Here is a 23,480-nt window from a genome sequence, read left to right on the forward strand (position 1 = left end):
CCGGTTCGGGTCAATGCTGTTTGACCAACGCGACAGGAGCGGCTCTGGTCACGGTATGGGGGCGTACGAGCTTCCGTGCGAGGCGCGGGAAATGTCGTACGCCCCCGGAAGCGGCGCTCCCGGCCCGGAGCAAGGCCCATAGACTGGTGTGTCGTTCCGCTGCGTGTGAGAGGTAGTCCGCCACCCATGAGGCTTGTCTTCGCCGGCACCCCCGAGGTCGCCGTCCCCTCCCTCGATGCCCTGATCGCCTCCGACCGGCACGAGGTCGTGGCCGTCGTGACCAGGCCCGACGCCCCCGCGGGACGTGGCCGGAAGCTGGTCGCCAGCCCGGTCGCGGAGCGTGCGGAGGAGGCCGGCATCGAGGTGCTCAAGCCCGCCCGGCCGCGGGACGCGGACTTCCTGGCCCGGCTGCGGGAGATCGCCCCGGACTGCTGCCCGGTGGTCGCCTACGGCGCCCTGCTGCCCAAGGTGGCGCTCGACATTCCCGCCAGGGGGTGGGTGAATCTGCACTTCTCGCTGCTGCCGGCCTGGCGCGGCGCGGCACCGGTGCAGCACGCGGTGCTGGCCGGCGACGAGGTCACCGGCGCCTCGACCTTCCAGATCGAGGAGGGGCTCGACTCCGGCCCGGTCTACGGGGTGTTGACCGAGGAGGTCCGGCCGACCGACACCAGCGGCGATCTGCTCACCCGGCTCGCGTTCGCCGGCTCCGGTCTGCTCGTCGCGACCATGGACGGCATCGAGGACGGCACCCTGACGCCGGTGCCGCAGCCCGCCGAGGGCGTCTCCCTCGCGCCGAAGATCGAGGTCGAGGACGCCAAGGTGGACTGGGCGGCGCCGGCCCTGCGGGTCGACCGGGTGATCCGCGGCTGTGCGCCCGCGCCCGGCGCCTGGACGGTCTTCCGCGGCGAGCGCCTGAAGCTGATGTCCGCCACCTCCGCCGCGGGCCACACCGAACTCTCCCTGGCACCCGGCGAACTCGCCGTCACCAAGAAGGCCGTGTACGTCGGCACCGGCAGCCACCCGGTCGAACTGATCTGGGTCCAGCCGCAGGGCAAGAAGCCGATGCAGGCCGCGGACTGGGCGCGCGGCGTACGCATCGAGGCGGGCGAACGGCTCGGCGGCTGACGCCACCGGGGCCCGCGCGGCCCCGCGGATCCCAGTGGGTGGAATTCCCGGGCCGGTCCTCCGGGGCGGTTTGTATCCTCGGCGGCGCCACCTGCACGACGCGCCGCCCCCGCGGCGCGGCCCCTGGGAAAGGAAGCACCATGACCACCGAGCTGAGCCCCGACGCGCCGGCCGGTCTCGTCGAGCGGGCCCGTCAGGACTACCAGGAACTCGCCGGACGGGGGCTCTCGCTCAACCTCACCCGCGGCAAGCCGGCACCGGAACAGCTCGACCTCTCCGCCGACCTGCTGAGCCTGCCCGGCGGACGGTACACCTCCGCCGACGGCACGGACGTACGCAACTACGGCGGGCTGCAGGGCCTGCCCGAGCTCCGGGAGATCTTCGCCGAGCTGCTCCAGGTCCCGGCCGGGCAGCTGCTCGCGGCGGGCAACTCCAGCCTGGAGCTGATGCACGACTGCCTGGTGCACGCCCTGCTGGGCGTGCTGCCGGGCGCCGCGTCGCGCTGGGCGGACCAGGAGCGGATCGCGTTCCTGTGCCCGGTGCCCGGCTACGACCGGCACTTCGCGCTCTGTGAGCGCTTCGGGATCGAGATGATCCCGGTGCCGATGACCGACGAGGGCCCGGACATGGCTGCCGTGGAGCGGCTGGTCGCCGAGGACCCCGCGGTCAAGGGCATATGGTGCGTGCCGAAGTACAGCAACCCCACCGGTGTCAGCTACAGCGACGCGACCGTGGCGCGGCTCGCCGCCATGCCCACCGCCGCCCCCGACTTCCGGATCTTCTGGGACAACGCGTACGCCGCCCACCACCTCACCGACGAGCCGGTGGAGATCGCCGACCTGCTCGCCGCCTGCGCCGACGCCGGCAACCCGGACCGGGCGTTCGTCTTCGGCTCCACCTCCAAGATCACCGCGGCCGGCTCCGGTGTCGCCTTCTTCGGCTCCTCGCCCGCGAACGTGACGTGGCTGCTCGGCCACAACGCCAAGCGGTCGATCGGCCCCGACAAGGTCAACCAGCTGCGGCATGTGATGTTCCTGCGCGACGCCGACGGGGTGCGCGCCCACATGGAGCGCCAGCGCGCCGTGCTCCGGCCCAAGTTCGAGGCGGTGGGCCGGATCCTGGAGCGGGAGCTCGGCGGGACCGGGCTCGCGAGCTGGACCACGCCCAAGGGCGGCTACTTCGTGACCCTGGAGGTGCCGGACGGCTGCGCCAAGGAGGTCGTCCGCCGGGCCGCCGAGGCGGGCATCGTCCTCACCCCGGCCGGCGCCACCCACCCGTACGGCGACGACCCGCGCGACGCGGTCATCCGGATCGCACCCAGCTACCCCGGCCTCGCGGAGCTGGAGCAGGCGATCGAGGGCCTCGCCGTCTGCGTCCGGCTCGTCGGCCACGAGCGGCGGGCCGCGTAGCCAGGCGTACCGCGTCGGAGGGCGTAGGCGCGGGGAAGGCGTACCGCCGCGGTCCCGGGCCCGCGCAGGCAGGCGTACCGCGGCGGCCCCGGGCCCGCGTAGGCTGGGACGGATCCCTCATCCGGGACCCCCAGACCGCATGTCGTACCTCCGGAGCACCTTTTCTGTGAGCCAGCCCCAGCCCCGCCACCGCCCCGGCAAGCCGCATCGCCGCCCGAAGAAGGACCCGGTCAGGATCCTCGCCTTCGAGGCGCTGCGGGCCGTCGACGAGCGGGACGCCTACGCGAACCTCGTCCTGCCGCCGCTGCTGCGCAAGGCGCGCGAGGGCGGGGAGTTCGACGCCCGGGACGCGGCGCTGGCGACCGAGCTGGTCTACGGCTCGCTGCGGCGGCAGGGCACGTACGACGCGATCCTCGCGCAGTGCGTGGACCGGCCGTTGCGCGAGGTCGACCCGCCGGTCCTGGACGTGCTCACGCTCGGCGCCCACCAGCTGCTCGGCACCCGCATCCCCACCCACGCCGCGGTCAGCGCGAGCGTCGAGCTGGCGCGGGTGGTGCTGGGTGACGGGCGCGCCAAGTTCGTCAACGCGGTGCTGCGCAAGGTCGCGGCCGACGACCTGGACGGCTGGCTGGCGCGGATCGCCCCGGATTACGACGAGGACCCCGAGGACCACCTCGGCCTGGTGCACGCGCATCCGCGCTGGATCGTCTCGGCGCTGTGGGACGCCCTCGGCGGCGGCCGGGCCGGCATCGAGGACCTGCTGGAGGCGGACAACGAGCGCCCCGAGGTGACGCTGGTGGCGCGGCCCGGCCGGGCCACCGCCGAGGAGCTGCTGGCCGCGGCCGGCGAGCGGGGCGCGCTGCCGGGCCGCTGGTCGCCGTACGCGGTCCGGCTCGCCGAGGGCGGTGAGCCCGGCGCACTGGACGCGGTGCGCGAGGGCCGCGCCGGCGTGCAGGACGAGGGCAGCCAGCTGGTCGCCATGGCACTGGCGAACGCGCCCGTCGAGGGCCCCGACCGGGCCTGGCTGGACGGGTGCGCCGGGCCCGGCGGCAAGGCCGCGTTGCTGGCCGCGCTGGCCGCCGAGCGCGGTGCCGCTCTGCTCGCGTCGGAGAAGCAGCCGCACCGCGCCCGCCTGGTCGCCCGGGCCCTGGACGGCAACCCCGGCCCGTACGCGGTGATCACCGCCGACGGCACCCGCCCGGCCTGGCGCCCCGGCAGCTTCGACCGGGTCCTGATGGACGTCCCGTGCACCGGCCTGGGCGCCCTCCGCCGCCGCCCGGAGGCCCGCTGGCGCCGCCGCCCCGAGGACCTGGACGGCTTCGCCCCGCTCCAGCGCGAGCTGCTGCGCCAGGCGCTCGCCGCGGTGCGGGTGGGCGGCGTGGTCGGCTATGCGACCTGCTCACCGCACCCGGCCGAGACCCGGGCCGTGGTGGAGGACGTCATCAAGGGCCGCGGCGGCCCCGCGGTGGCGGTCGAATGGGTCGACGCCCGCCCGCTGATGCCCGGCGTCCCCGCCCTCGGCGACGGCCCGGACGTCCAGCTCTGGCCCCATCTGCACGGCACCGACGCGATGTACCTGGCACTGCTGCGCCGCACCGGCTGACGGCGGGCGCACCGGACGGGCCGGGGACGGGCCGGCCCCGACCCGTCCCGCCTCCGTCCGCCGGGGAGCGGGGCGCCATACTGGGGGCATGGCCTTGATCAACCCCAGCATCCTGTCCGCAGACTTCGCCCGGCTCGCCGAGGAGGCGAAGGCCGTCGAGGGCGCCGACTGGCTGCACGTCGACGTGATGGACAACCACTTCGTGCCGAACCTCACGCTCGGGGTGCCGGTCGTCGAGTCGCTGAGCAGGGCGACGGACACCCCGCTCGACCTGCACCTGATGATCGAGGACCCGGACCGCTGGGCGCCGCAGTACATCGAGGCCGGGGCCGGGTCGGTGACCTTCCACGCCGAGGCGGCCGCCGCGCCGGTGCGGCTGGCGCGGGAGATCCGGGCCAAGGGGGCGCGGGCGTCGATGGCGCTCAAGCCGGCCACCCCCATCGAGCCGTACGAGGACCTGCTCCCCGAGCTCGACATGCTGCTGATCATGACCGTGGAGCCCGGCTTCGGCGGCCAGGCGTTCCTGGACATCATGCTGCCCAAGATCCGCCGCACCCGTGAGCTGATCTCCCGGCACGGCCTCGAACTGTGGCTCCAGGTGGACGGTGGTGTCTCCGACGCCACCATCGAGCGGTGCGCGGAGGCCGGGGCCGACGTCTTCGTGGCCGGTTCCGCGGTCTACGGCGCGGACGACCCCGCCAAGGCGGTGCGGGATCTGCGCGAGAAGGCCGAGGCGGCGAGCGCGGGGGCCGGCTGGGCCTGCGCACACTGAATTCCGGCCAACGGGGGCGGACGGCACGGCCGTTGCCGGCCACGGGAAGGGTCCCGTGGCGTGGCCGAGCCGCCAATTGTCCGTGGCGCCACCAAGCGTTCACGACGGTCGCGGCGGTCAAGGTCCCCGTTGCCGCCGGGTTTCTGAAAGGATGAGCAAAGACTCGATCAGATGCGCAAAAGGGGAGAATTTCGTGGTAGCCAGCCGCCCACAGTCCGGAATGGGCCCTGCCGAGCTGGTGCAGGCCGCGGCCATGGCCCGCCGTTTCTATCTCGAGGGCAAGTCGAAGATCCAGATCGCGGAGGAGTTCGGCGTCAGCCGGTTCAAGGTCGCCCGGGTGCTGGAGACCGCCCTGGAGCGTGATCTCGTACGGATCGAGATCCGGGTGCCCTCCGAGCTGGACGCCGAGCGCTCCGACGCGCTGCGGGCCCGCTACGGCCTGCGGCACGCCGTGGTCGTCGAGTCCCCCGCGGACGCTCCCCCCGCCTTCGGCGGCCAGACCCCGCCCGACGATGCCGCCGACCCCGAGAACCTCGGTGAGGTCGCCGCCGACCTGCTCGGCGAGCTGGTCAACGAAGGCGATGTGCTCGGGCTCGCCTGGGGCCGTTCGACCATCCACATGGCGGCCGCGCTGCACCGGCTGCCGCCGTGCACGGTCGTCCAGCTGACCGGCGTCTACGACGCGGGCACCGCCGACCGCGGCTCGGTCGAGGCGGTGCGCCGCGCGGCCGACGTCGCCGGGGGTGAGGCGCACCCGATCTACGCGCCGATGCTGCTGCCCGACTCGGCGACCGCCGAGGCGCTGCGCCGGCAGACCGGCATCGCCCGCGCCTTCGACTACTTCGACAAGGTCACCGTCGCCTGCGTCTCCATCGGCTCCTGGGAGCCGGGCGTCTCCACGGTCTACGACATGCTGTCCGAGGAGGAGCGCGAGCACTACGCCTCGCTGGGCGCGGCCGCCGAGATGTCCGCGCACCTCTTCGACGCCGAGGGCCGCCGGATCGGCCGGGACCTGGGCGAGCGGTGCATCACCGTCGAGGCGGACCGGCTGCGCCGCATCCCGGAGGTCGTGGCCATCGCGGGCGGCCGGCGCAAGGCCGCGGCGATCGGCGCGGTGCTGCGCTCCGGGCTCGTGACGAGCCTGGTCACGGACACCGCGGCGGCCGACCACCTGCTGCTGGAGACCGGTCCCGGGCCGCGCCCCGCGCTGGACCGGGCGGACCCCGACGGGACGTGAGCCCCGCCGCCGGCCGGCCGTACCGCCCGGCGGTCATCGGCGGGCGGCCCGGGCGGGCCTGTGACAGCATCGGCCCATGGTGATCCGCCCCGTCCCGCGCCGCGCCGCCGCCGTCCGCGGCGCGCTGCCCGCCGGGCTGCCGCCGGTGCTCACCGGAGGTGCCACCGGCCGGGCCGGCAACGGGAGTTCGGCCGCCGCGCGGCAGGCCACCGCCGACGGCGGGCCGTTCCCGTACCCGCGGGCCTTTTCCCGGACCTTCGAGGCGGTGCTGCGATGACGGAGCCGGAGGCCGTGCCGCGGCCGCTCGCGGCGGTGCTCGACGGGCGGACGCCGCCCGGGGTACTGCCCTGGCCCGCCGACCGGCCGGTGGCCGAGGCGCTGGCCGCCGCGCGGGACGCCGGCTGGACCGGTGCGGCGCTGGACCTGGCGGGCGTCGTGGACAAGGCCGCCTTCATGGACCGGTGCGCGGCCGCGCTGCGGCTGCCCGACTGGTTCGGCCGCAACTGGGACGCGCTCGCCGACTGCCTGACCGACCTGTCCTGGTGCCCGGCCGACCGCGGCCGGCTGCTGGCCCTCACGGGCTGGCACGGCTATGCGGCCGCCGCCCCCGAGGACTGGGCCGTGGTGGAGTCGGTCCTCGCGGACGCGGTGGGCTTCTGGCGCGACACCGGCACCGGGCTCGCGGTGGTCCTGGCCAGGGGCCGGGGCCGCCGCGAAGCGCCCTGAGGCCGGGCCGGGCGGCTGCTCCGCGGCCCTCTTGGCGGATCGCACACATGGCCCAGCGGGGGCTAGGACAATCGTATGAGCCCTGGTCAGGGCCCGTATCCTGGGCTATATGCGATTCCTGAATCCGAAGAACGGCGCGCTCGAAGAGAGTTCTTCGGTGCCCTACGACCTGACCTACGACGATGTGTTCATGGTGCCCGGCCGCTCCGCCGTGGGCTCCCGCCAGGGCGTCGACCTGGCCACGCCCGACGGGACGGGAACCACGATCCCCCTCGTGGTCGCCAACATGACGGCGATCGCCGGCCGCCGGATGGCCGAGACCGTCGCCCGCCGCGGTGGCCTGGTCGTCATCCCGCAGGACATTCCGATCGACGTCGTCACCGACGTCGTGACCTGGGTCAAGCGCCGTCATCTGGTACTGGACACGCCGATCGTGCTGTCGCCGGTGGCGACCGTCGCGGACGCCCTGGCGCTGCTGCCCAAGCGGGCGCACGGCGCGGGCGTCGTCGTCGAGGGCGGCCGCCCGGTCGGGATCGTCACCGAGCACGACCTGGCCGGGGTGGACCGCTTCACCCAGGTCGCCGAGGTCATGACCAAGGACCTGCTGGTCTTCGACGCGGACATCGACCCGCGGGAGGCCTTCAACCGCCTCGACGCCGCCAACCGCAAGCTCGCGCCCGCGGTGGACGCCGACGGCATGCTGGTCGGCGTGCTGACCCGCAAGGGCGCGCTGCGCGCCACGCTGTACACCCCCGCCACCGACGCCGACGGCAAGCTGCGGATCGCGGCCGCGGTGGGCATCAACGGCGACGTGGCCGGCAAGGCCAAGGCGCTGCTGGAGGCCGGTGTGGACACGCTCGTCGTGGACACCGCGCACGGCCATCAGGAGAGCATGATCAGCGCGATCAAGGCCGTCCGGGCGCTGGACCCGCAGGTCCCGATCGTGGCGGGCAACATCGTCGCCGCCGAGGGCGTGCGCGATCTGATCGAGGCCGGCGCGGACATCATCAAGGTCGGGGTCGGGCCCGGCGCGATGTGCACCACCCGGATGATGACCGGTGTCGGCCGGCCGCAGTTCTCCGCGGTGCTGGAGTGCGCCGCCGAGGCGAAGAAGTACGGCAAGCACGTCTGGGCCGACGGCGGCGTCCGGCACCCCCGCGACGTCGCCATGGCGCTGGCCGCCGGCGCGTCCAACGTCATGATCGGCTCCTGGTTCGCCGGCACGCTGGAGTCGCCCGGCGACCTCCAGCACACCGCCGACGGCCGGCCGTACAAGGAGAGCTTCGGCATGGCCTCGGCCCGTGCGGTGCAGCGCCGGACGAGCGAGGAGTCGTCCTACGACCGGGCCCGCAAGGCGCTCTTCGAGGAGGGCATCTCGCACTCCCGGATGTTCATCGACCAGGCCCGGCCGGGCGTCGAGGACCTGATCGACTCGATCATCGCGGGCGTCCGCAGCTCCTGCACGTACGCGGGCGCGGCCACCCTGGAGGAGTTCGCCGAGAAGGCCGTGGTCGGCGTGCAGAGCGCCGCCGGCTACGCCGAGGGCAAGCCGCTGCACGACAGCTGGAACTGACGCGTCACGGGCCGCCCACGGCCCTGGGGAGCGCCTGACCGGCCCCGCACCGACCCGGTGCGGGGCCGGTTTGCGTTTCCGGGGTCTTACGGGGTTTCCTGGCGCAACGGCGCAACGATCCACCGTCCGGGTCGCCGGTGCGCAACGATCAGCCGTGGTTGCGCAAGGAACCTGCATTACGGCAGCTCAACGGCGCCCCGTAAGGTCTGCGTCAGTACGTGGAGTGGCGGAGACCGCCTGCTCGGCGGTCTCCCGCACGGGGTGCTTTCGCATGCCCGTTTCCTGACCGCCGTCGGTCGCCGTCACCTGACAGGCAGCGATGAAGGAGCCTCCCCAGTGTTGGAGCACGGCGCAGCCCCGCCCGTAGGGGCCAGCGACACCCGGCCGCCCTCTCCCGGCGGCCCCGGCGGCCTCGGCACCCGGCTGATGCGGCGCAAGCCGGTCGAGCGGCTGGTCGCCGAGGGCGGGCAGGGGCAGGGCGGTGAGCTCCGCCGTTCGATGGGCGTCTGGCAGCTGACCATGATCAGCATCGGCGCCACCCTCGGCACCGGCATCTTCGTGGTGCTCGGCAACGCGGTGCCGGCCGCCGGCCCCGCGGTCATCATCTCGTTCGTGATCGCCGGCGTCACCGCGCTGTTCTCGGCGCTGTCCTACGCCGAGCTGGCCGGCACCATCCCGGTCTCCGGTTCCTCGTACTCCTACGCCTACGCCACCCTCGGCGAGCTGGTCGCCTGGGTCTGCGGCTGGTGCCTGATCCTGGAGTACGGCGTCTCGGTCGCGGCCGTCGCGGTGGGCTGGGGCCAGTACCTCAACGAGCTGCTCGCCGGCACGTTCGGCTTCACCCTCCCCGACGCGCTGTCCCAGCCGCCCGGCGACGGCGGCTACTTCAACCTGCCGGCGCTGCTGGTGGTGCTGCTGGCCATGGCGTTCCTGCTGGGCGGCGCCAAGGAGAGCGCCCGGGCCAACACCATCATGGTGCTGGTCAAGATCGCCGCGCTGCTGCTGTTCTGCGGCGTCGCCTTCCAGGGCATCAAGTCCGGCAACTACGCCAACTTCATGCCGATGGGCATGGCCGGTGTGAGCGCCGCGGGCGCCACCCTGTTCTTCTCGTACATCGGCTTCGACGCCGCCTCCACCGCCGGCGAGGAGGCCAAGAACCCGCAGCGCGACCTGCCCCGCGCGATCATGCTGTCGCTGGTGATCGTCACCGCGCTGTACTGCCTGGTCGCGGCGATCGCCGTGGGCGCCATGCCGTGGCAGAAGTTCAAGGGCTCCGAGGCCGCGCTGGCCGGGATCATGAAGTCGGTCACCGGGCAGAGCTGGTGGGCCGTGCTGCTCGCGTTCGGCGCGGTCATCGCCATCGCCAGCGTCGTGCTGACCGTGCTCTACGGCCAGACCCGCATCCTCTTCGCGATGTCCCGCGACGGCCTGGTGCCCAAGACGTTCGCCAAGGTGCACGCCAAGAGCGGGGTGCCGCGGGTCAACACCGTGATCGTCTCGCTGTTCTGCGGCATCCTGGCCGCCGCGGTGCCGCTCGGCCAGCTGGCCGACGCCACCAGCATCGGCACGCTGTTCGCGTTCGCGCTGGTCAACGTGGCGGTGATCGTGCTGCGCCGGACCCGCCCGGAGATGAAGCGCACCTTCCGTACGCCGCTCTCCCCGCTGTTCCCGGCGATCGGCTTCCTGCTCTGCCTCTGGATGATGTACAGCCTGGAGGCGGTGACCTGGGTGGTCTTCGGTGTCTGGATGGTCGTGGGCCTTGTGGTCTACTTCGGTTACGGCTTGCGCCGCTCCCGATTGGCCACGTCAGAGAAGTGATCCACCCGCAGTGCGACTGAACGATCTCGACGAACGCATCGTCCACGCCCTCGCCGAGGACGCCCGCCGCAGCTATGCCGACATCGGCCAGGAGGTCGGGCTCTCCGCCCCGGCCGTCAAGCGCCGGGTGGACCGGCTGCGGGCCGACGGTGCGATCACCGGCTTCACCGTACGGGTGGACCCGGCCGCGCTCGGCTGGGAGACCGAAGGGTTCATCGAGATCTACTGCCGCCGGAACACCTCGCCCGAGGCGATCCACCGCGGCCTGTCGCGCTACCCGGAAGTGGCGTCCGCCTCCACCGTCACCGGTGAGGCGGACGCCCTGGTCCAGGTCTTCGCGTCCGACATGCGGCACTTCGAGCGGGTCCTGGAGCGGATCGCGGGCGAGCCGTTCGTGGAACGGACCAAGTCCGTGCTGGTGCTCTCCCCGCTGCTCCGCCGGTACGGCTCGGGCGCGCCCCGCTAGCCTCTCGGAGGTCGGGCGCCGGGGTGCCCGGAGCGTGCGCGGGTCCGCAGGCCGGCCACCGTGGCGGTCCCGGCCACCAGCACCACGCCCGCCGCGATCCGGTACCCCAGCGCGGTGGCCTCGGTGAACGCGGTGGTCACCGCCGCGCCGTGCCCGGTGCCCGCGGCGAACCGCACCGACAGCACGGTCCCCACCACGGCGATCCCCAGCGCCGCCCCCAACTCCCGTGCGGCGCCCTGGAGTCCGGAGCCCATGCCCGACCGGTGGGCCGGCACCGACGCCACGATCGCATGCGACAGCGTCGGCATCGTCAGCCCCGCACCCACCGACATCACCAGCAGGTACACCAGGTACAGCGGATACGGCGTGCCGGCATCGGCGGTGGACATCAGCAGCAGGCCCACCGCGATCAGCCCCAGCCCCGCACCCACCGCCGTGGCCTCACCGGCCCGGTGCGCCCAGCGCCCTTGCGGCCGCAGCGGTCGCCCAGCGCACCGGCGGGGATCAGCAGCCCCGCGAAGACCAGGACGTAGATGTCGACGATCCACAGCAGCTGGGCGGCGGACGGATGCAGTCCGCTCGCCGCCATCCGGGGGATCGCGAGGTTCATCGCGGCCACCAGCGACTGCGCGACCAGCACGCAGACGCACATCGCGGCCGTCACCGCACGCCGCCGGCCGGGGCCGGCCGCGGGTCTGCGGAGCGCATCCGAGGAAGAGGACTCAGACAGGGTCGAGGTCATGGGCGGGACGCTAGGGTCGCCGTGGATTAACCTCAAATGCAAGGTGTGCACTCCATGATTGCGCGAAACGCAAACATCGACCTCAACCTGCTGACGGCCCTCGACGCACTGCTCGAAGAAGAGAGCGTGACCGCGGCCGCCGACCGCCTCGGGCTCTCCGGGCCGGCCATGAGCCGCGCCCTCGGCCGGATCCGCCGCACCCTCGGCGACCCCGTCCTGGTCCGCGCCGGCCGCCACATGGTCCCCACCCCGCGCGCCCTGGAGATCAGGGCCGAGGTGCGCCGGCTGGTGGACGCCGCGCACGGCGTGCTCGCCCCCGCCGCCCCCGCCGACCCGGCACAGCTGGCCCGGGCCTTCACCATCAGCGCCAACGACCTCCTCGTCACCGCCGTCGGCCCGCGCCTGGTCGCCCGGGTCGCCGAGGAGGCCCCGCAGGTCGTGCTGCGCTTCCTCGGCGAGAGCCACGTCGACCTGCCGCTGCTCCGGGACGGCGCCGCCGACCTGGAACTCGGGGTGATCGACAGCACCGAGCCGGAGATCCGTTCCGAGGAATTGTTCACCGACCGCGGGGTCGCGGTGGTCCGCGACGGCCACCCGCTCACCGAGGGCCGGCTCACCGCCCGCCGCTACGCCGCCGCGCCGCACCTCAACTTCACCCGCCGCGGCCGGCTCACCGGCCCCATCGACACCGCGCTGGCCGCCCTCGGACTGCGCCGCAAGGTGATCGCCACCGTTCCCACCTTCGCCGCCTCGCTGATGATGGTCCGCGACACCGACGCGGTCGGTTTCGCCAATGAGGTGATCGCCGCCTCGACGGTCCGCGCCCTGGGCCTGCGCACCCTGCCCATCCCGCTCGACCTGCCCTCCATGAGCATGGCGATGGCCTGGCACCCCCGCCAGGAGGCGGACGCCGGCCATGTCTGGCTGCGCGGAGTCGTCCGCCGGGTGGTCGGGGAAACGATCGCCGCCGGACCCCCGCCGGAGGCCCGATGACCACCCGCGCAACGAATCGCCGCGGAGGCGCTTGAACGCGCAATGAATCGTCCGGCCGCGCGCAACGGTGGCGCCTTGTCCGGAATCGTCACCGGCCCGTACCGTCATTGCGTCCCGCCCGAACCGTTCGCCGAGGGGTCCCATGACATCGCTGCACACCGCCCTGCTCCAGAGTTCGGGCCGGCCCGGCGATGTCGCCCACAATCTGCGGGTGCTCGAGGACGCGGCCCGCGCGGCCGCCGCGCAGGGCGCCGGACTGCTCGCCGCGCCCGAGATGTTCCTCACCGGCTACGCCATCGGCGCGGACGTGCCAGGGCTCGCCGAGGCCGCCGACGGCCCGTCCGCGGACGCCGTCGCCCGGATCGCCGCGGATCACGGCCTGGCGATCGCCTACGGCTTCCCCGAGCGGGACGGCGACACGGTCTACAACGCGGTCCAGCTGATCGACGCCCGGGGCGAGCGCCTCGCCACGTACCGCAAGACCCACCTCTTCGGCTGCTTCGAACGCGAGTGGTTCACGCCGGGCGACCGGCCGGTCGTCCAGGCCGAGCTCGGTGGCCTCCGCGTCGGCCTGATGATCTGCTACGACGTGGAGTTCCCGGAGAACGTCCGGGCGCACGCGCTGGCCGGCACCGACCTGCTGCTGGTGCCCACCGCGCAGATGCACCCGTTCCAGTTCGTCGCGGAATCGCTGGTCCCGGTCCGCGCCTTCGAGAACCAGATGTACATCGCGTACGTCAACCGCACCGGTCCGGAAGGGGAGTTCGAGTTCGTCGGGCTCTCCACGCTCGTCGGCCCGGACGGCGTCCCCCGGGCCCGCGCAGGGCGCGGCGAGGAGCTGGTCTGTGCCGCCGTCGACCCGGCCTTCCTCGCCGCCTCCCGCGAGACCAACCCCTACCTGAGCGACCGCCGCCCGGAGCTCTACGGGTCCCTCCTCTGACCCTCCCCCCACCGCCCCGCCCCGCCCCGCCTTCAGCTTTCCCCGCAAGGAGTCCGTACCCCATGACGTCCACGGTGCCCCCCGCCGTCCCGCACACCGAAGCGCAGCCGCCGATCACCATGTTCGGCCCGGACTTCCCGTACGCGTACGACGACTTCCTCGCCCACCCGGCGGGCCTCGGCCAGATACCGGCGACCGAGCACGGCACCGAGGTCGCGATCATCGGCGGCGGCCTCTCCGGCATCATCACCGCCTACGAGCTGATGAAGATGGGCCTCAAGCCCGTCGTGTACGAGGCGGACCAGATCGGCGGCCGGCTGCGCACCGTCGGCTTCGACGGCTGCGAGGAGAGCCTCAACTGCGAGCTGGGCGCGATGCGCTTCCCGCCGTCCTCGACGGCGCTGCAGCACTACATCGACATGGTGGGCCTGACGACCAAGCCGTTCCCCAACCCGCTCGCCGAGTCGACCCCGTCGACCGTCGTCGACCTCAAGGGCGAGTCGCACTACGCCGAGACGGTCGACGACCTGCCGCAGGTCTACCGGGACGTCGCCGCCGCCTGGAACAAGTGCCTGGACGAGGGCGCCGACTTCTCCGACATGAACCAGGCCATGCGCGAGCGCGACGTACCGCGCATCCGCGAGATCTGGGCGAAGCTCGTCGAGAAGCTGGACAACCAGACCTTCTACGGCTTCCTCTGCGACTCCGACGCCTTCAAGTCCTTCCGCCACCGCGAGATCTTCGGCCAGGTCGGCTTCGGCACCGGTGGCTGGGACACCGACTTCCCGAACTCCATCCTGGAGATCCTGCGCGTCGTCTACACCGAGGCCGACGACCACCACCGCGGCATCGTCGGCGGCTCCCAGCAGCTGCCGCTGCGCCTGTGGGAGCGCGAGCCGGCCAAGATCGTGCACTGGGCGCCGGGCACCTCGCTGTCCAGCCTGCACGACGGCACGCCCCGCCCGGCCGTGACCCGGCTGCACCGCACCGCCGGCAACCGCGTCACCGTCACCGACGCCTCCGGCGACATCCGCTCCTACAAGGCGGTCGTCTTCACCGCCCAGTCGTGGATGCTGCTGTCCAAGATCGCCTGTGACGACGAGCTGTTCCCGATCGACCACTGGACGGCGATCGAGCGCACCCACTACATGGAGTCGTCCAAGCTCTTCGTCCCCGTCGACCGGCCGTTCTGGCTGGACAAGGACGAGGAGACCGGCCGCGACGTGATGTCCATGACGCTGACCGACCGGATGACCCGTGGGACCTACCTGCTGGACAACGGCCCCGACCAGCCGGCCGTCATCTGCCTCTCGTACACCTGGTGCGACGACAGCCTCAAGTGGCTGCCGCTGGACGCCAACGAGCGGATGGAGGTCATGCTGAAGTCGCTCGGCGAGATCTACCCGAAGGTCGACATCCGGAAGCACATCATCGGCAACCCGGTCACCGTCTCCTGGGAGAACGAGCCCTACTTCATGGGCGCGTTCAAGGCCAACCTGCCCGGCCACTACCGCTACCAGCGGCGGCTGTTCACCCACTTCATGCAGGACCGCCTCCCCGAGGACAAGCGCGGCATCTTCCTCGCCGGCGACGACATCTCCTGGACCGCCGGCTGGGCCGAGGGCGCCGTCCAGACCGCGCTGAACGCGGTGTGGGGCGTGATGCACCACCTCGGCGGCTCGACGGACGCCACCAACCCGGGCCCGGGCGACGTGTACGACGAGATCGCCCCGGTCGAACTGCCGGAGGACTGACCCCCGGTACCTCCCACCGGGAGCCCCCCACGAGCCCGCGCGGGCGGCCGGTCAGACCCCGGCCGCCCGCGCCGCCGTGTACACCTCCGCCGCGAGGTCCTTGAGCTCCTCGGCGTCCCGGGCGTGGCCCCTGCAGATCGATCAGGATCTCCTCCACGCCCACCGCGGCGTGCGCGGCGAGATCCTCGACGATCTGCGCCACGCTGCCCTGGAACGGCCGGCGGTCCGGGCCCTCGTACGGAGCGCCGGTGTGCGCGGTGTTCACCCGCAGCACGCTCTGCACCGGCTCCTCGCGGCCCCGTTCGGCGGCCACCTCCTGCAGCCGCTTCCACTGCGCGGCGAGCTGCTCCGCACCCGTGCCGACCGGCATCCAGCCGTCCGCCCGGTCCACCAGCCGGCGCAGCGCCCGCGGGCTGTTGGCGGGCAGCAGGATCGGCAGCGGCCCCGTCGGCTTGGGCCCGACCTCGGACGGGGCGAGGGTGGTCAGCTCCCCCGCGTACGCCACCGGGTCCGGGCCCCACACCGCGCGGCAGACGTCGATCAGCTCGTCGAGGACCTGCCCGCGCCGTGCGAACGGGGCGACCGCGGCGGCCGCGTACTCGTCCAGCGACCAGCCGGTACCCAGGCCCGCGACCACCCGGCCGCCGCTCGCCGCGTCCAGCGAGGCCAGCTGGCGGGCCAGCTGGAACGGCACGTGCAGCGGGGCGACCAGCACGCTCGTGCCCAGCCGGGCCCGCCGGGTGGCGCCCGCGGCCAGTGCCAGCGTCACCAGCGGGTCGGCGACCGAGCGGTACTGATCGGGCCAGGGCAGCCCCGGGATGCCGTAGAGGCCCTGGGTGGCGGGCTCCGGGAACAGGATCCGCTCGAAGACCCACAGGCTCTGATAGCCGGTCTCCTCCGCGGCCCGGGCCACGTCGGGAACGTCCCGTCCGATGTCGTACTGCCGCATCTGGGGAAGGCTCAGACCGAGTCGGATGGCCATGCGGCGCACTCCTTGGTGCCGGTGGGGGTGTCAGGTGTCGCGTCGGTGCCGTTCCCTTGTTCGTGCCCCCTTCAACTTACCGATGTGGCAAGGGAGTTCGCGCCGCGGGACCTACGGCGGGCAGCGGGCGGGCTCAGCCGGGCAGCGGGGTCAGCAGCATCCGGCCCACCAGGCCGACGCCGGCGTCCAGCCGCTCGGTGAACTCCTCCGTCACCTCCGGCAGCCGGCGCACGCTCCACAGGGCCCGGGCCGCCACCCAGGCGCCGTCCCGGGCCTTGTCCAGGCTCCAGGAACCGATCAGATGGGTCAGCGGATCGGCGATGTCGAGCAGATCGGGGCCGGGCATCAGCTGCTCGCGGATCCGCTCCTCCAGGCTCGTCAGCACCCCGCCCACCCGGTCGAAGTCGCCCTCCAGCGCCGCCGGTTCGCAGCGCAGCGCCCGGCAGGTGTCCAGCACGGCGAGCGCGAGGTCGTGGCCGATGTGCGCATTGATCCCGGCCAGTGCGAACTGCAGCGGGTGCACGCCGGGGTGGCGGCGCAGCTGGAACAGCGGGCGCCAGCAGGCCGGCGGCCGCAGCCCGGCGGCCGCGGCGTCCACCGCGGCGAAATAGCGCCGGGCGAACCGGACGTCCAGCTCCCCGGCGGCCGCCGGGTCCCGGAAGGCCCCGTCACCGAGGCGTCGCGCCACCGCCTCGGTGACGGTCAGGTACACGCCGTTGAAGACCGCCACCCCGTCCCCGGCGGGCAGCGCCGCGTCCAGCGCCCGCATCCGCGCCAGCACCCCGGCCACGTCGCCGGGCGGCTCCTGACGGGGCGCCGCGGTGCCGATCCGACCCGGTTCGCCGGATTCCTGAATAGTCGTCATCCGCCCAGCGTGACAGCTGCCTCGGTGAAATCCGCGTTTCCCGGGCGGCGTTGACCGGAACGGGGTAATAATCGGCGCGCCCTCTTGTGGCTCTCCGGAGAGCCACAAGAGCGGCAACGGCCTTTGAGAAACCCCTGTCCTTTCGCGTTCCAGGAAGCACCGCGGTGAACGTGGTGCAGAATTCCGGAGGTTGGCGCATGTCCCGAAGACATATCCCCGCACTCACCGCCCCGCTCCTGGCCATAGCGGCGCTGCTGACCGCAGCCGCTCCCGCCCCGGCCGCCCAGGCCGTCCCCGCCGACAAACCGCGGGTGCTGTCGAACTGGACCCAGACCGGCGCGGCCAGCTACACCCAGTGGGCCGCCGCCCGGGACCACCGGTCGAAATGGGCCGCGTACCGCTTCAACTGGAACACCGATTACTGCTCGAAGTCGCCGGACAACCCCCTCGGCTTTCCCTTCCACCTCCGCTGTGCGCGCCATGACTTCGGCTATCGCAACTACAAGCAGTTGGGCACCTTCAAGGCGAACAAGGCCCGGCTGGACAAGGCGCTGTACGAGGACCTGAAGCGGGTCTGCGGCGGCTACTCGGGTGCCCGCAAAGCCTCCTGCAAGGCCCTGGCCTGGACGTACTACCAGGCGGTCAAGAAGTACGGCCACTGAGGCCCGGGGCGCCCGGGGACCTCGTGGTACGGCGGAGCGCAGCTCCCGGGGGTGTCCTTCCCCCGGTCCTGGCCGTACGACGAGGTCCCCCGTCCGGCGGCGTGCCCGCGCACGGCAGCGGCGGCCGGGGCGTCGGCGCGGTTTGTCCTGACGCAGTCGTTCGACTTGAATCACCTCGGCTCTGTGACGTGCAGGGCGTCGCGGAAGTGGAGAGTGATCATGGCCGGCTTCGGGTGGAAGCTTCATGGGGACGGGCGGCACCTGAATCCGGGGGAGGTGGTCCGGCCCGGCGAGCGCCTGACGTGGGGCCGCACCCTCGCGCTCGGCGCCCAGCACGTCGTGTCGATGATCGGCGCGTGTTTCGTCGCCCCCGTGCTCATGGGCCTGGACCCCAGCCTCGCCCTGATGGCCTCGGGCGTGGCCACGGTGCTGTTCCTGGTGATGACCCGCGGACGCATTCCCAGCTACCTGGGGTCGTCGCTCTCCTTCGTCGGGGTGTCCGCCGTGATCGCCGGTCAGGGCGGGAATGCCGGCACGCTGACGGGTGCGATGCTCGTGGTCGGTGCCACTCTGGCGGGCTGCGGGATCGTCATTCACCTCCTCGGCGCCCGGGTGATCCACGCGGTTCTTCCGCCCGTGGTGACCGGCGCGGTCGTGATGCTCATCGGCTTCAATCTCGCCCCGGTGACGGCGTCCGTCTATTGGCCGCAGGACCAATGGACGGCCCTGGCGACCATGTTGTTCACTGGTCTCGCCCTCGTTGTCCTGCGCGGGTTCTGGTCGCGTATCGCCATTTTCCTGGGCCTGGTTTTCGGATACGTCCTGTCCTGGGTTCTCGACCGCACCGCGGGAATGATTCATTCGGCCAATGGGGCGGGGAAGATCACCGACCATTGGCGCATCGACTTCTCCGGTGTGGAGAAGGCCGATTGGATCGGACTTCCGACTTTCCACGCCCCGAACTTCTCGGCCTCCGCAATTCTCGTGGCGCTGCCCGTCCTGGTGGCGCTGGTCGCGGAGAACGCCGGACACGTCAAGGCGGTCGGGGAAATGACCGGCGACCCCCTTGAGGACAAGATGGGAATGGCCATCGTCGCCGACGGCACGGCCACCGTCCTCTCCACCGCGGTCGGTGGCCCCGCCACCACGACGTACGCCGAGAACATCGGCGTGATGGCGGCCACCCGGGTCTACTCCACCGCCGCCTACTCCGCCGCGGCGGCCTTCGCGGTGCTGTTCGGCCTGTGCCCGAAGTTCGGTGCGATGGTGGCCGCGATCCCCGGTGGGGTGCTGGGCGGCATCACGGTCATCCTCTACGGCATGATCGGCCTGCTGGGTGCCCAGATCTGGATCCGGAACGGGGTGGACTTCACCGTGCCGCTGAACCTCATCCCCGCGGCGGCCGGCATCATCATCGCCGTCGGAGGCGTCTCGCTGAAGTTCACGCCGCACTTCGAACTCAGCGGCATCGCCCTCGGGACGCTCATCGTGCTGACCGGCTACCACTCCCTGCGCTGGCTCTCCCGGGCCGCCGGCCAGCGCCGGATGCCGCTCCTCGACGCGGGGACCAGCGGCTACGACGGATCCGCCGACCGGAACGACGAAGAGGCGCCGTAAAGGTCCGGGGCCGTACCGGGCCGTCGGGTGCCGCACGGAGGTCCGGCACCGGAACCGGGCCCGAAAGAGGGGAGTTAGCTCCCCTGTGTCCGCGGTGTGCCTCGGGGGATGCTTGATCCACCTTCCGCTGACAGGAAACGAGGCGACGATGAACGAGCATGGTGCCGAGGTGGGCCTCAGGCCCGGCTGGGGCGGATCCGCCGCCCTGTTATGGCGAGGCGTGGTGCTGAGCGGACTGGCGCTGGCCGAGGTCCTGCTCCTGGTCTGGGTGACCCTCGTGGTCGCCCTGGCCTGCGTCGGCGTCGGGGTCCCGCTGCTGCCCGGGGCGCTGGACACCGTGCGCGCCGACGCGCGGCTCCAGCGCAGGCTCGCGCTGGGGTGGACCGGGGTGCGGGTGCCCGAGCCGTACGCGCCCGAACCGCCCGGTCAGGCCCGGCTGCCGGGTCTGCGCCGGGTGCACCGGATGATCGGCGATCCGGCCACCTGGCGTGATCTGCTCTGGCTGCTGGTCAACCCCTGCATCGGACCGGTTCTGGCGCTGCTGCCCGCGGTGGCCCTGGTGCACGGGCTGTTCGGGCTGATCCTGCCGTTCATCTGGCAGCCGGTGGTGGAGAGTTGGGACAACACCTGGTTCCTCTTCCTGCCGGTCGCGAGCCTGCCCGCGGCGATCGGGGCGGCCGCCCTGGGCGTCGTGGAGATCGTGGTCTCGCTGCGCTACCTGCCCCGGCTGATGCTGCCGCTGCACGGCCGCTGGGTGCGTGCCGTACTGGGGACCTCCCGGACCGTGTTATCGGCCCGCGTCGACCACCTGACGCACTCACGGTCGGACGCGATGCGCATGCAGGCCGGGGAGATCCGCCGCATCGAGCGGGACCTGCACGACGGAGCGCAGGTGCGGCTGGTCGCCCTCGGCATGACGCTCTCGGCGGCCGAGTCCCTGCTGGAGGAGAACCCGCAGGCGGCGCGCGCCCTGCTCCTGGCGGCCAAGCAGGACTCCACCAAGACGCTCAACGAGATCAGGGACCTGGTCAACGGCGTCCACCCGCCGGTGCTCGCCGACCGCGGCCTGGTCGACGCGGTCCGCACCCTCGCCCTCGGCATCCCGCTGAAGATCCAGGTCACCGGTTCCCTGCCGGGGCGGCTGCCGGAGCCGGTCGAGTCCGCCGCGTACTTCTCCATCGCCGAACTCCTCGCCAACGTCACCAAGCACGCGGGGGCCCGCGAGGCGCACGTCGACATCCGGCACGCCGACGGTGCGCTGCGCGTCGCGGTGCACGACAACGGCGCGGGAGGGGCCGACCTGAAGAAGGGCAACGGTCTGAAGGGGGTCGAACGCCGGCTGGCGGTCTTCGACGGGCCCCTCGCGATCACCAGCCCCGACGGCGGCCCCACCACGGTGGCCTTCGAGATCCCCTGCGACCTCGCCGACCCGGCCGACGACCGAGCGGCGACGAGGTGACACATCGAGCCACGGGGAGCAGCCCCTGCGTACCGCGGGGGGTGCTCCCCGCCGGCCCGAGGGAGAAGGGTGGCATGCAGATGGCGTTACCTCGGTGGGGAGTCGTCCGTACGGCACGGTGGGCCGTCGGCGATCCGGAACGGGCGGTCCGCGGCTGGCTGGTCGTCGTCGGTCTGGCGGTCTTCTTCGGCACCGTGGTCCGGTCGTTCGGCGTGGCCGGCCGGTTCGGGCCCCCGGCGGCGCTGCTGGCACTGGTCACCGGTGCCCTCGCCACGGCCTGCGGGGCGCGCCTGCGGCACCTGGCGACGCTCGCCTGGGGCGGGGGGCTGGCGGCGCTCGGCGCTCTGGTGACGCCGGGCACCGCCCCGGCCGCCGCGGCGGTGGCCATGGTGGGCCTGGTGCTGGGCCTGGACCTGCTCCCCGCCCACGTGCGCCGCTACCGCCAGGAGAGCACGCGCGGGTACCGTCCCGCCGCGGCGCTCACCCTCGTGGCCGGCACCTCCGGGCGGGCCGTGGTGCGCAGCGCCGGCCTGCTGCTGCTGACCGCGGCCGGGCTCGCGGTGACCGGGGTCCCGGCACTGCCCTCGGTCGCGCTCGGGGCGGCGGTGGTGGCCGTGGTGGCGGCGGTGACGGCGACCGTCGCGGTGCCCGCCGCGCTCGTGCTCGGCGACCGGTGCCGCCGCACCGCTCCGCGCCGCGCGCCCCGCCGGGCGGAGTCCTCCCGGGCGTCCCGGCTGCACCGGGCGGTGCTCGGCCGGGTGACGGACCGTGCGGCGGCCGGCCTCGTCCTCACCGCCGGGCTGCTCGCCCTCCTCGCCGGGGCATCGGCCCACGTGGCCTCCGGTGCGCCGTGGCCGTGGTCGGCCCAGGGAGCGGTCCTGCTGGTCCTCACCGCGGCCGGCGCGGCGCTCGCCCTGCGGTCCTGGGTGCTCGGTCCGCTGGTCGTCCTGTCCCAGGCCCTGGTGATCTCCGTGACGTGGGCGGTGCTCGGCGGCCCGCCGGCCGGCCAGGGCCCGCCGGCGGGCGCACCGGTGGCCGCCTGGCTGGTGCTGTCGGCGCTCGTCCTGCCCCGGTACGTCCGGGCGACGGGACGGATCCGGGAGAACCGGCGGCTGGGCATGCCGGCCGGCGCCGCCGCCCAGGACGGCTGCTGCCGCGCCGGGTTGCCGCTCGCCGCGGTGGCCGCCGTAGTGGTGGCGGCCGGCTGGCTCCCGGCTGCCGGGCCGATGGCCGGGTTGCGGTCGGCGGCCGTGGTGGCCGCGGTCTCCGCCGTCGCCGTCGAACTGCTCGTCGGCGTGGTCGCCCTGCCCGCCTGGTGCGCCTGGCGCGGGACGTACGGGGACTGCGGGGAGTCGGGCAGCGGCCCGGCGGGCTTCCTCGGGCGGATCACGGGCCGGTCCGCCGCACCGCGCCCCGACCGGCTGCTCTCCGGACGGACCCGGCCCGAGTACCCGGTGGGCGGGCCGACGGCCGTGCTCAGCCGTTCGTCAGTCCCGCGTCAGCGCGCTTGAGCATAGTGAGCAGGACCACGCCGGCAGGCGAGAGGACGAGGGGCGGCCCATGAGTAACCCGTTCGACGACACAGAAGGAACCTTCCACGTGCTGGTCAACGACGAGAACCAGCACAGCTTCTGGCCGGCGTTCGCCGAGGTCCCCGAGGGCTGGCGGCCGGTGCTCTCCTCGGTGACCCGGCAGGAGGCCGCCGGTTACGTCGAGGAGCACTGGACGGACCTGGACCCCGCCCGTCTCGGTTCCCGGGGAGCCTGACGACGTGCCGGACGCGACGGCGGCCATCGAGGTCGAGGGACTGCGCAAGAGCTACCAGGGCGTCGAGGTGCTGCGCGGCGTGGACCTGCGGGTGCCGGCCGGCAGCGTACTGGGACTGCTCGGTCCCAACGGCGCGGGGAAGACCACCACCGTGCGCGTGCTCAGCACCCTCGTGCGGCACGACGCCGGCACCGTGCGGGTCGCCGGGTACGACGTGGCGGGCGAGGCCCGGCAGGTGCGGCGCCGGATCGGACTGTCGGGCCAGTACGCCGCGGTCGACGAGCAGTTGACCGGCTGGGAGAACCTGACGCTGCTCGGGCGGCTGCTCGGGATGGGCCGCCGGGACGCCCGGGCCCGGGCCGGGGAACTGCTGGAACGCTTCGGTCTGGGCGCGGCGGCCGGACGGCCGCTCAGCACCTACTCCGGCGGGATGCGCCGGCGCCTGGACCTGGCCAGCACCCTGGTGGGCTCGCCCGAGGTCATCTTCCTCGACGAACCCAGCACCGGCCTCGACCCGGCCAGCCGGATCGCGCTGTGGGACGTGATCAGGGAACTCGTGGCGCAGGGCGTCACCGTCCTGCTGACCACGCAGTACCTGGAGGAGGCCGACCAACTGGCCGACCACATCTCGGTGATCGCGGACGGCGTGGTGGTGGCCGAGGGCACCGCGGACGCGCTCAAGCGCAAGGTCGGGCAGGAGCGGCTGGAGATCACCCTCGCCGACGCCGCGGGCCTGGCCGCGGCACGCCGGACCCTGCGCACCGTGGTGACCGGCGAACTGACGGAGGACGCACAGCGCGGCGTACTCGGATGGCAGCTCGACGACGGACTCGCCGGGATCGCCGCCGCCGCGTCCGCGCTCCACGAGGCCGGGATCGAGGTGGCCGACTTCGCGCGGCGGCGGCCCTCGCTGGACGACGTGTTCCTCGGCCTGACCGGCCGGCAGGCCGTCGACGGGCAGGGGTGACCG

At 73.2% G+C, this 23,480-nt stretch carries 22 protein-coding genes and 1 pseudogene; 19 read left to right on the forward strand and 4 right to left on the reverse strand.

The annotated features are described in order from the left end of the window. Positions 1-186 precede the first annotated feature (186 nt). From fmt to ACZ7MX_RS09975, 10 genes are all read left to right on the forward strand, one after another. The gene (fmt, locus tag ACZ7MX_RS09930; RefSeq protein WP_472131018.1) at positions 187-1,125 is read left to right on the forward strand and encodes a methionyl-tRNA formyltransferase; all 939 of its coding nucleotides are present in this window, start codon (positions 187-189) and stop codon (positions 1,123-1,125) included. 140 nt (positions 1,126-1,265) lie between these two features. Next, a complete protein-coding gene (locus ACZ7MX_RS09935) occupies positions 1,266-2,534 on the forward strand; it encodes an aspartate aminotransferase type Ic (RefSeq protein ID WP_472131020.1) in 1,269 nt (422 codons plus the stop codon). Between the two features lie 166 nt (positions 2,535-2,700). Beyond that, the gene (locus ACZ7MX_RS09940) at positions 2,701-4,137 is read left to right on the forward strand and encodes an RsmB/NOP family class I SAM-dependent RNA methyltransferase (protein WP_472131022.1); all 1,437 of its coding nucleotides are present in this window, start codon (positions 2,701-2,703) and stop codon (positions 4,135-4,137) included. A gap of 88 nt (positions 4,138-4,225) precedes the next feature. Beyond that, positions 4,226-4,909, forward strand: coding sequence for a ribulose-phosphate 3-epimerase (gene rpe / locus ACZ7MX_RS09945; RefSeq protein ID WP_472131024.1), 684 nt, complete (start codon positions 4,226-4,228; stop codon positions 4,907-4,909). 220 nt (positions 4,910-5,129) lie between these two features. Then, the gene (locus tag ACZ7MX_RS09950) at positions 5,130-6,146 is read left to right on the forward strand and encodes a sugar-binding transcriptional regulator (RefSeq protein WP_030799885.1); all 1,017 of its coding nucleotides are present in this window, start codon (positions 5,130-5,132) and stop codon (positions 6,144-6,146) included. Positions 6,147-6,222: 76 nt separating this feature from the next. Next, positions 6,223-6,423, forward strand: coding sequence for a hypothetical protein (locus ACZ7MX_RS09955; protein WP_472131026.1), 201 nt, complete (start codon positions 6,223-6,225; stop codon positions 6,421-6,423). Beyond that, positions 6,420-6,872 (forward strand): barstar family protein, encoded by a 453-nt coding sequence (locus tag ACZ7MX_RS09960; protein WP_472131028.1) that lies wholly within the window; start codon positions 6,420-6,422, stop codon positions 6,870-6,872. Before ACZ7MX_RS09955 ends, ACZ7MX_RS09960 begins: the two co-directional genes overlap by 4 nt. Before the next feature lie 109 nt (positions 6,873-6,981). Then, positions 6,982-8,445, forward strand: a complete 1,464-nt coding sequence (locus tag ACZ7MX_RS09965) for a GuaB1 family IMP dehydrogenase-related protein (RefSeq protein ID WP_310725668.1) — start codon at positions 6,982-6,984, stop codon at positions 8,443-8,445. A 336-nt stretch (positions 8,446-8,781) separates the two neighbouring features. Then, entirely contained in the window at positions 8,782-10,263 is a 1,482-nt protein-coding gene (locus ACZ7MX_RS09970; protein ID WP_472131030.1) for an amino acid permease, read from the forward strand. Positions 10,264-10,273: 10 nt separating this feature from the next. Then, entirely contained in the window at positions 10,274-10,729 is a 456-nt protein-coding gene (locus tag ACZ7MX_RS09975) for an Lrp/AsnC family transcriptional regulator (protein WP_030412031.1), read from the forward strand. Here the strand turns inward: ACZ7MX_RS09975 and ACZ7MX_RS09980 are convergent. Both ACZ7MX_RS09980 and ACZ7MX_RS09985 read right to left on the reverse strand, forming a co-directional pair. Beyond that, positions 10,726-11,160 (reverse strand): hypothetical protein, encoded by a 435-nt coding sequence (locus ACZ7MX_RS09980; protein WP_472131032.1) that lies wholly within the window; start codon positions 11,158-11,160, stop codon positions 10,726-10,728. The genes ACZ7MX_RS09975 and ACZ7MX_RS09980 overlap by 4 nt on opposite strands. Then, complete coding sequence (locus ACZ7MX_RS09985) at positions 11,139-11,471, reverse strand: hypothetical protein (RefSeq protein WP_472131034.1); 333 nt, start codon at positions 11,469-11,471, stop codon at positions 11,139-11,141. The genes ACZ7MX_RS09980 and ACZ7MX_RS09985 overlap by 22 nt, the downstream gene beginning before the upstream one ends. Positions 11,472-11,525: 54 nt before the next feature. On the opposite strand from ACZ7MX_RS09985, the gene ACZ7MX_RS09990 reads away from it, so the two are divergent. The 3 genes from ACZ7MX_RS09990 (at position 11,526) to ACZ7MX_RS10000 (ending at position 15,158) form a co-directional block, all read left to right on the forward strand. Then, complete coding sequence (locus tag ACZ7MX_RS09990; protein ID WP_472131036.1) at positions 11,526-12,464, forward strand: LysR family transcriptional regulator; 939 nt, start codon at positions 11,526-11,528, stop codon at positions 12,462-12,464. Between the two features lie 142 nt (positions 12,465-12,606). Beyond that, the gene (locus tag ACZ7MX_RS09995; RefSeq protein ID WP_472131038.1) at positions 12,607-13,404 is read left to right on the forward strand and encodes a carbon-nitrogen hydrolase family protein; all 798 of its coding nucleotides are present in this window, start codon (positions 12,607-12,609) and stop codon (positions 13,402-13,404) included. A 62-nt stretch (positions 13,405-13,466) separates the two neighbouring features. Then, the gene (locus tag ACZ7MX_RS10000) at positions 13,467-15,158 is read left to right on the forward strand and encodes a flavin monoamine oxidase family protein (protein WP_472131040.1); all 1,692 of its coding nucleotides are present in this window, start codon (positions 13,467-13,469) and stop codon (positions 15,156-15,158) included. A 51-nt stretch (positions 15,159-15,209) separates the two neighbouring features. Here ACZ7MX_RS10000 and ACZ7MX_RS10005 read toward each other — a convergent pair. Together ACZ7MX_RS10005 and ACZ7MX_RS10010 are read right to left on the reverse strand one after the other, a co-directional pair. Continuing rightward, a pseudogene (locus ACZ7MX_RS10005) lies at positions 15,210-16,140 on the reverse strand (LLM class F420-dependent oxidoreductase). Between the two features lie 133 nt (positions 16,141-16,273). After that, positions 16,274-17,005, reverse strand: a complete 732-nt coding sequence (locus ACZ7MX_RS10010) for a DUF5995 family protein (protein WP_472131042.1) — start codon at positions 17,003-17,005, stop codon at positions 16,274-16,276. A gap of 197 nt (positions 17,006-17,202) precedes the next feature. Between ACZ7MX_RS10010 and ACZ7MX_RS10015 the strand changes: the two genes are divergently transcribed. From ACZ7MX_RS10015 to ACZ7MX_RS10040, 6 genes are all read left to right on the forward strand, one after another. Next, the gene (locus tag ACZ7MX_RS10015; RefSeq protein WP_472131044.1) at positions 17,203-17,667 is read left to right on the forward strand and encodes a phospholipase; all 465 of its coding nucleotides are present in this window, start codon (positions 17,203-17,205) and stop codon (positions 17,665-17,667) included. Between the two features lie 219 nt (positions 17,668-17,886). After that, complete coding sequence (locus ACZ7MX_RS10020; protein ID WP_472131046.1) at positions 17,887-19,284, forward strand: uracil-xanthine permease family protein; 1,398 nt, start codon at positions 17,887-17,889, stop codon at positions 19,282-19,284. A gap of 148 nt (positions 19,285-19,432) precedes the next feature. Continuing rightward, positions 19,433-20,743 carry a sensor histidine kinase gene (locus tag ACZ7MX_RS10025; RefSeq protein WP_472131048.1) on the forward strand — a complete coding sequence of 437 codons (1,311 nt, stop codon included), beginning with the start codon at positions 19,433-19,435 and terminating at the stop codon, positions 20,741-20,743. 80 nt (positions 20,744-20,823) lie between these two features. Then, on the forward strand, positions 20,824-22,254 hold the full coding sequence (locus ACZ7MX_RS10030) for a hypothetical protein (RefSeq protein ID WP_472131050.1): 1,431 nt from the start codon (positions 20,824-20,826) through the stop codon (positions 22,252-22,254). A 49-nt stretch (positions 22,255-22,303) separates the two neighbouring features. Continuing rightward, positions 22,304-22,510, forward strand: coding sequence for an MbtH family protein (locus ACZ7MX_RS10035; RefSeq protein ID WP_472131052.1), 207 nt, complete (start codon positions 22,304-22,306; stop codon positions 22,508-22,510). 4 nt (positions 22,511-22,514) lie between these two features. Then, on the forward strand, positions 22,515-23,477 hold the full coding sequence (locus tag ACZ7MX_RS10040; protein WP_472131054.1) for an ATP-binding cassette domain-containing protein: 963 nt from the start codon (positions 22,515-22,517) through the stop codon (positions 23,475-23,477). Positions 23,478-23,480 lie beyond the last annotated feature (3 nt).

The organism is Streptomyces sp. NPDC107765, from assembly GCF_055657085.1.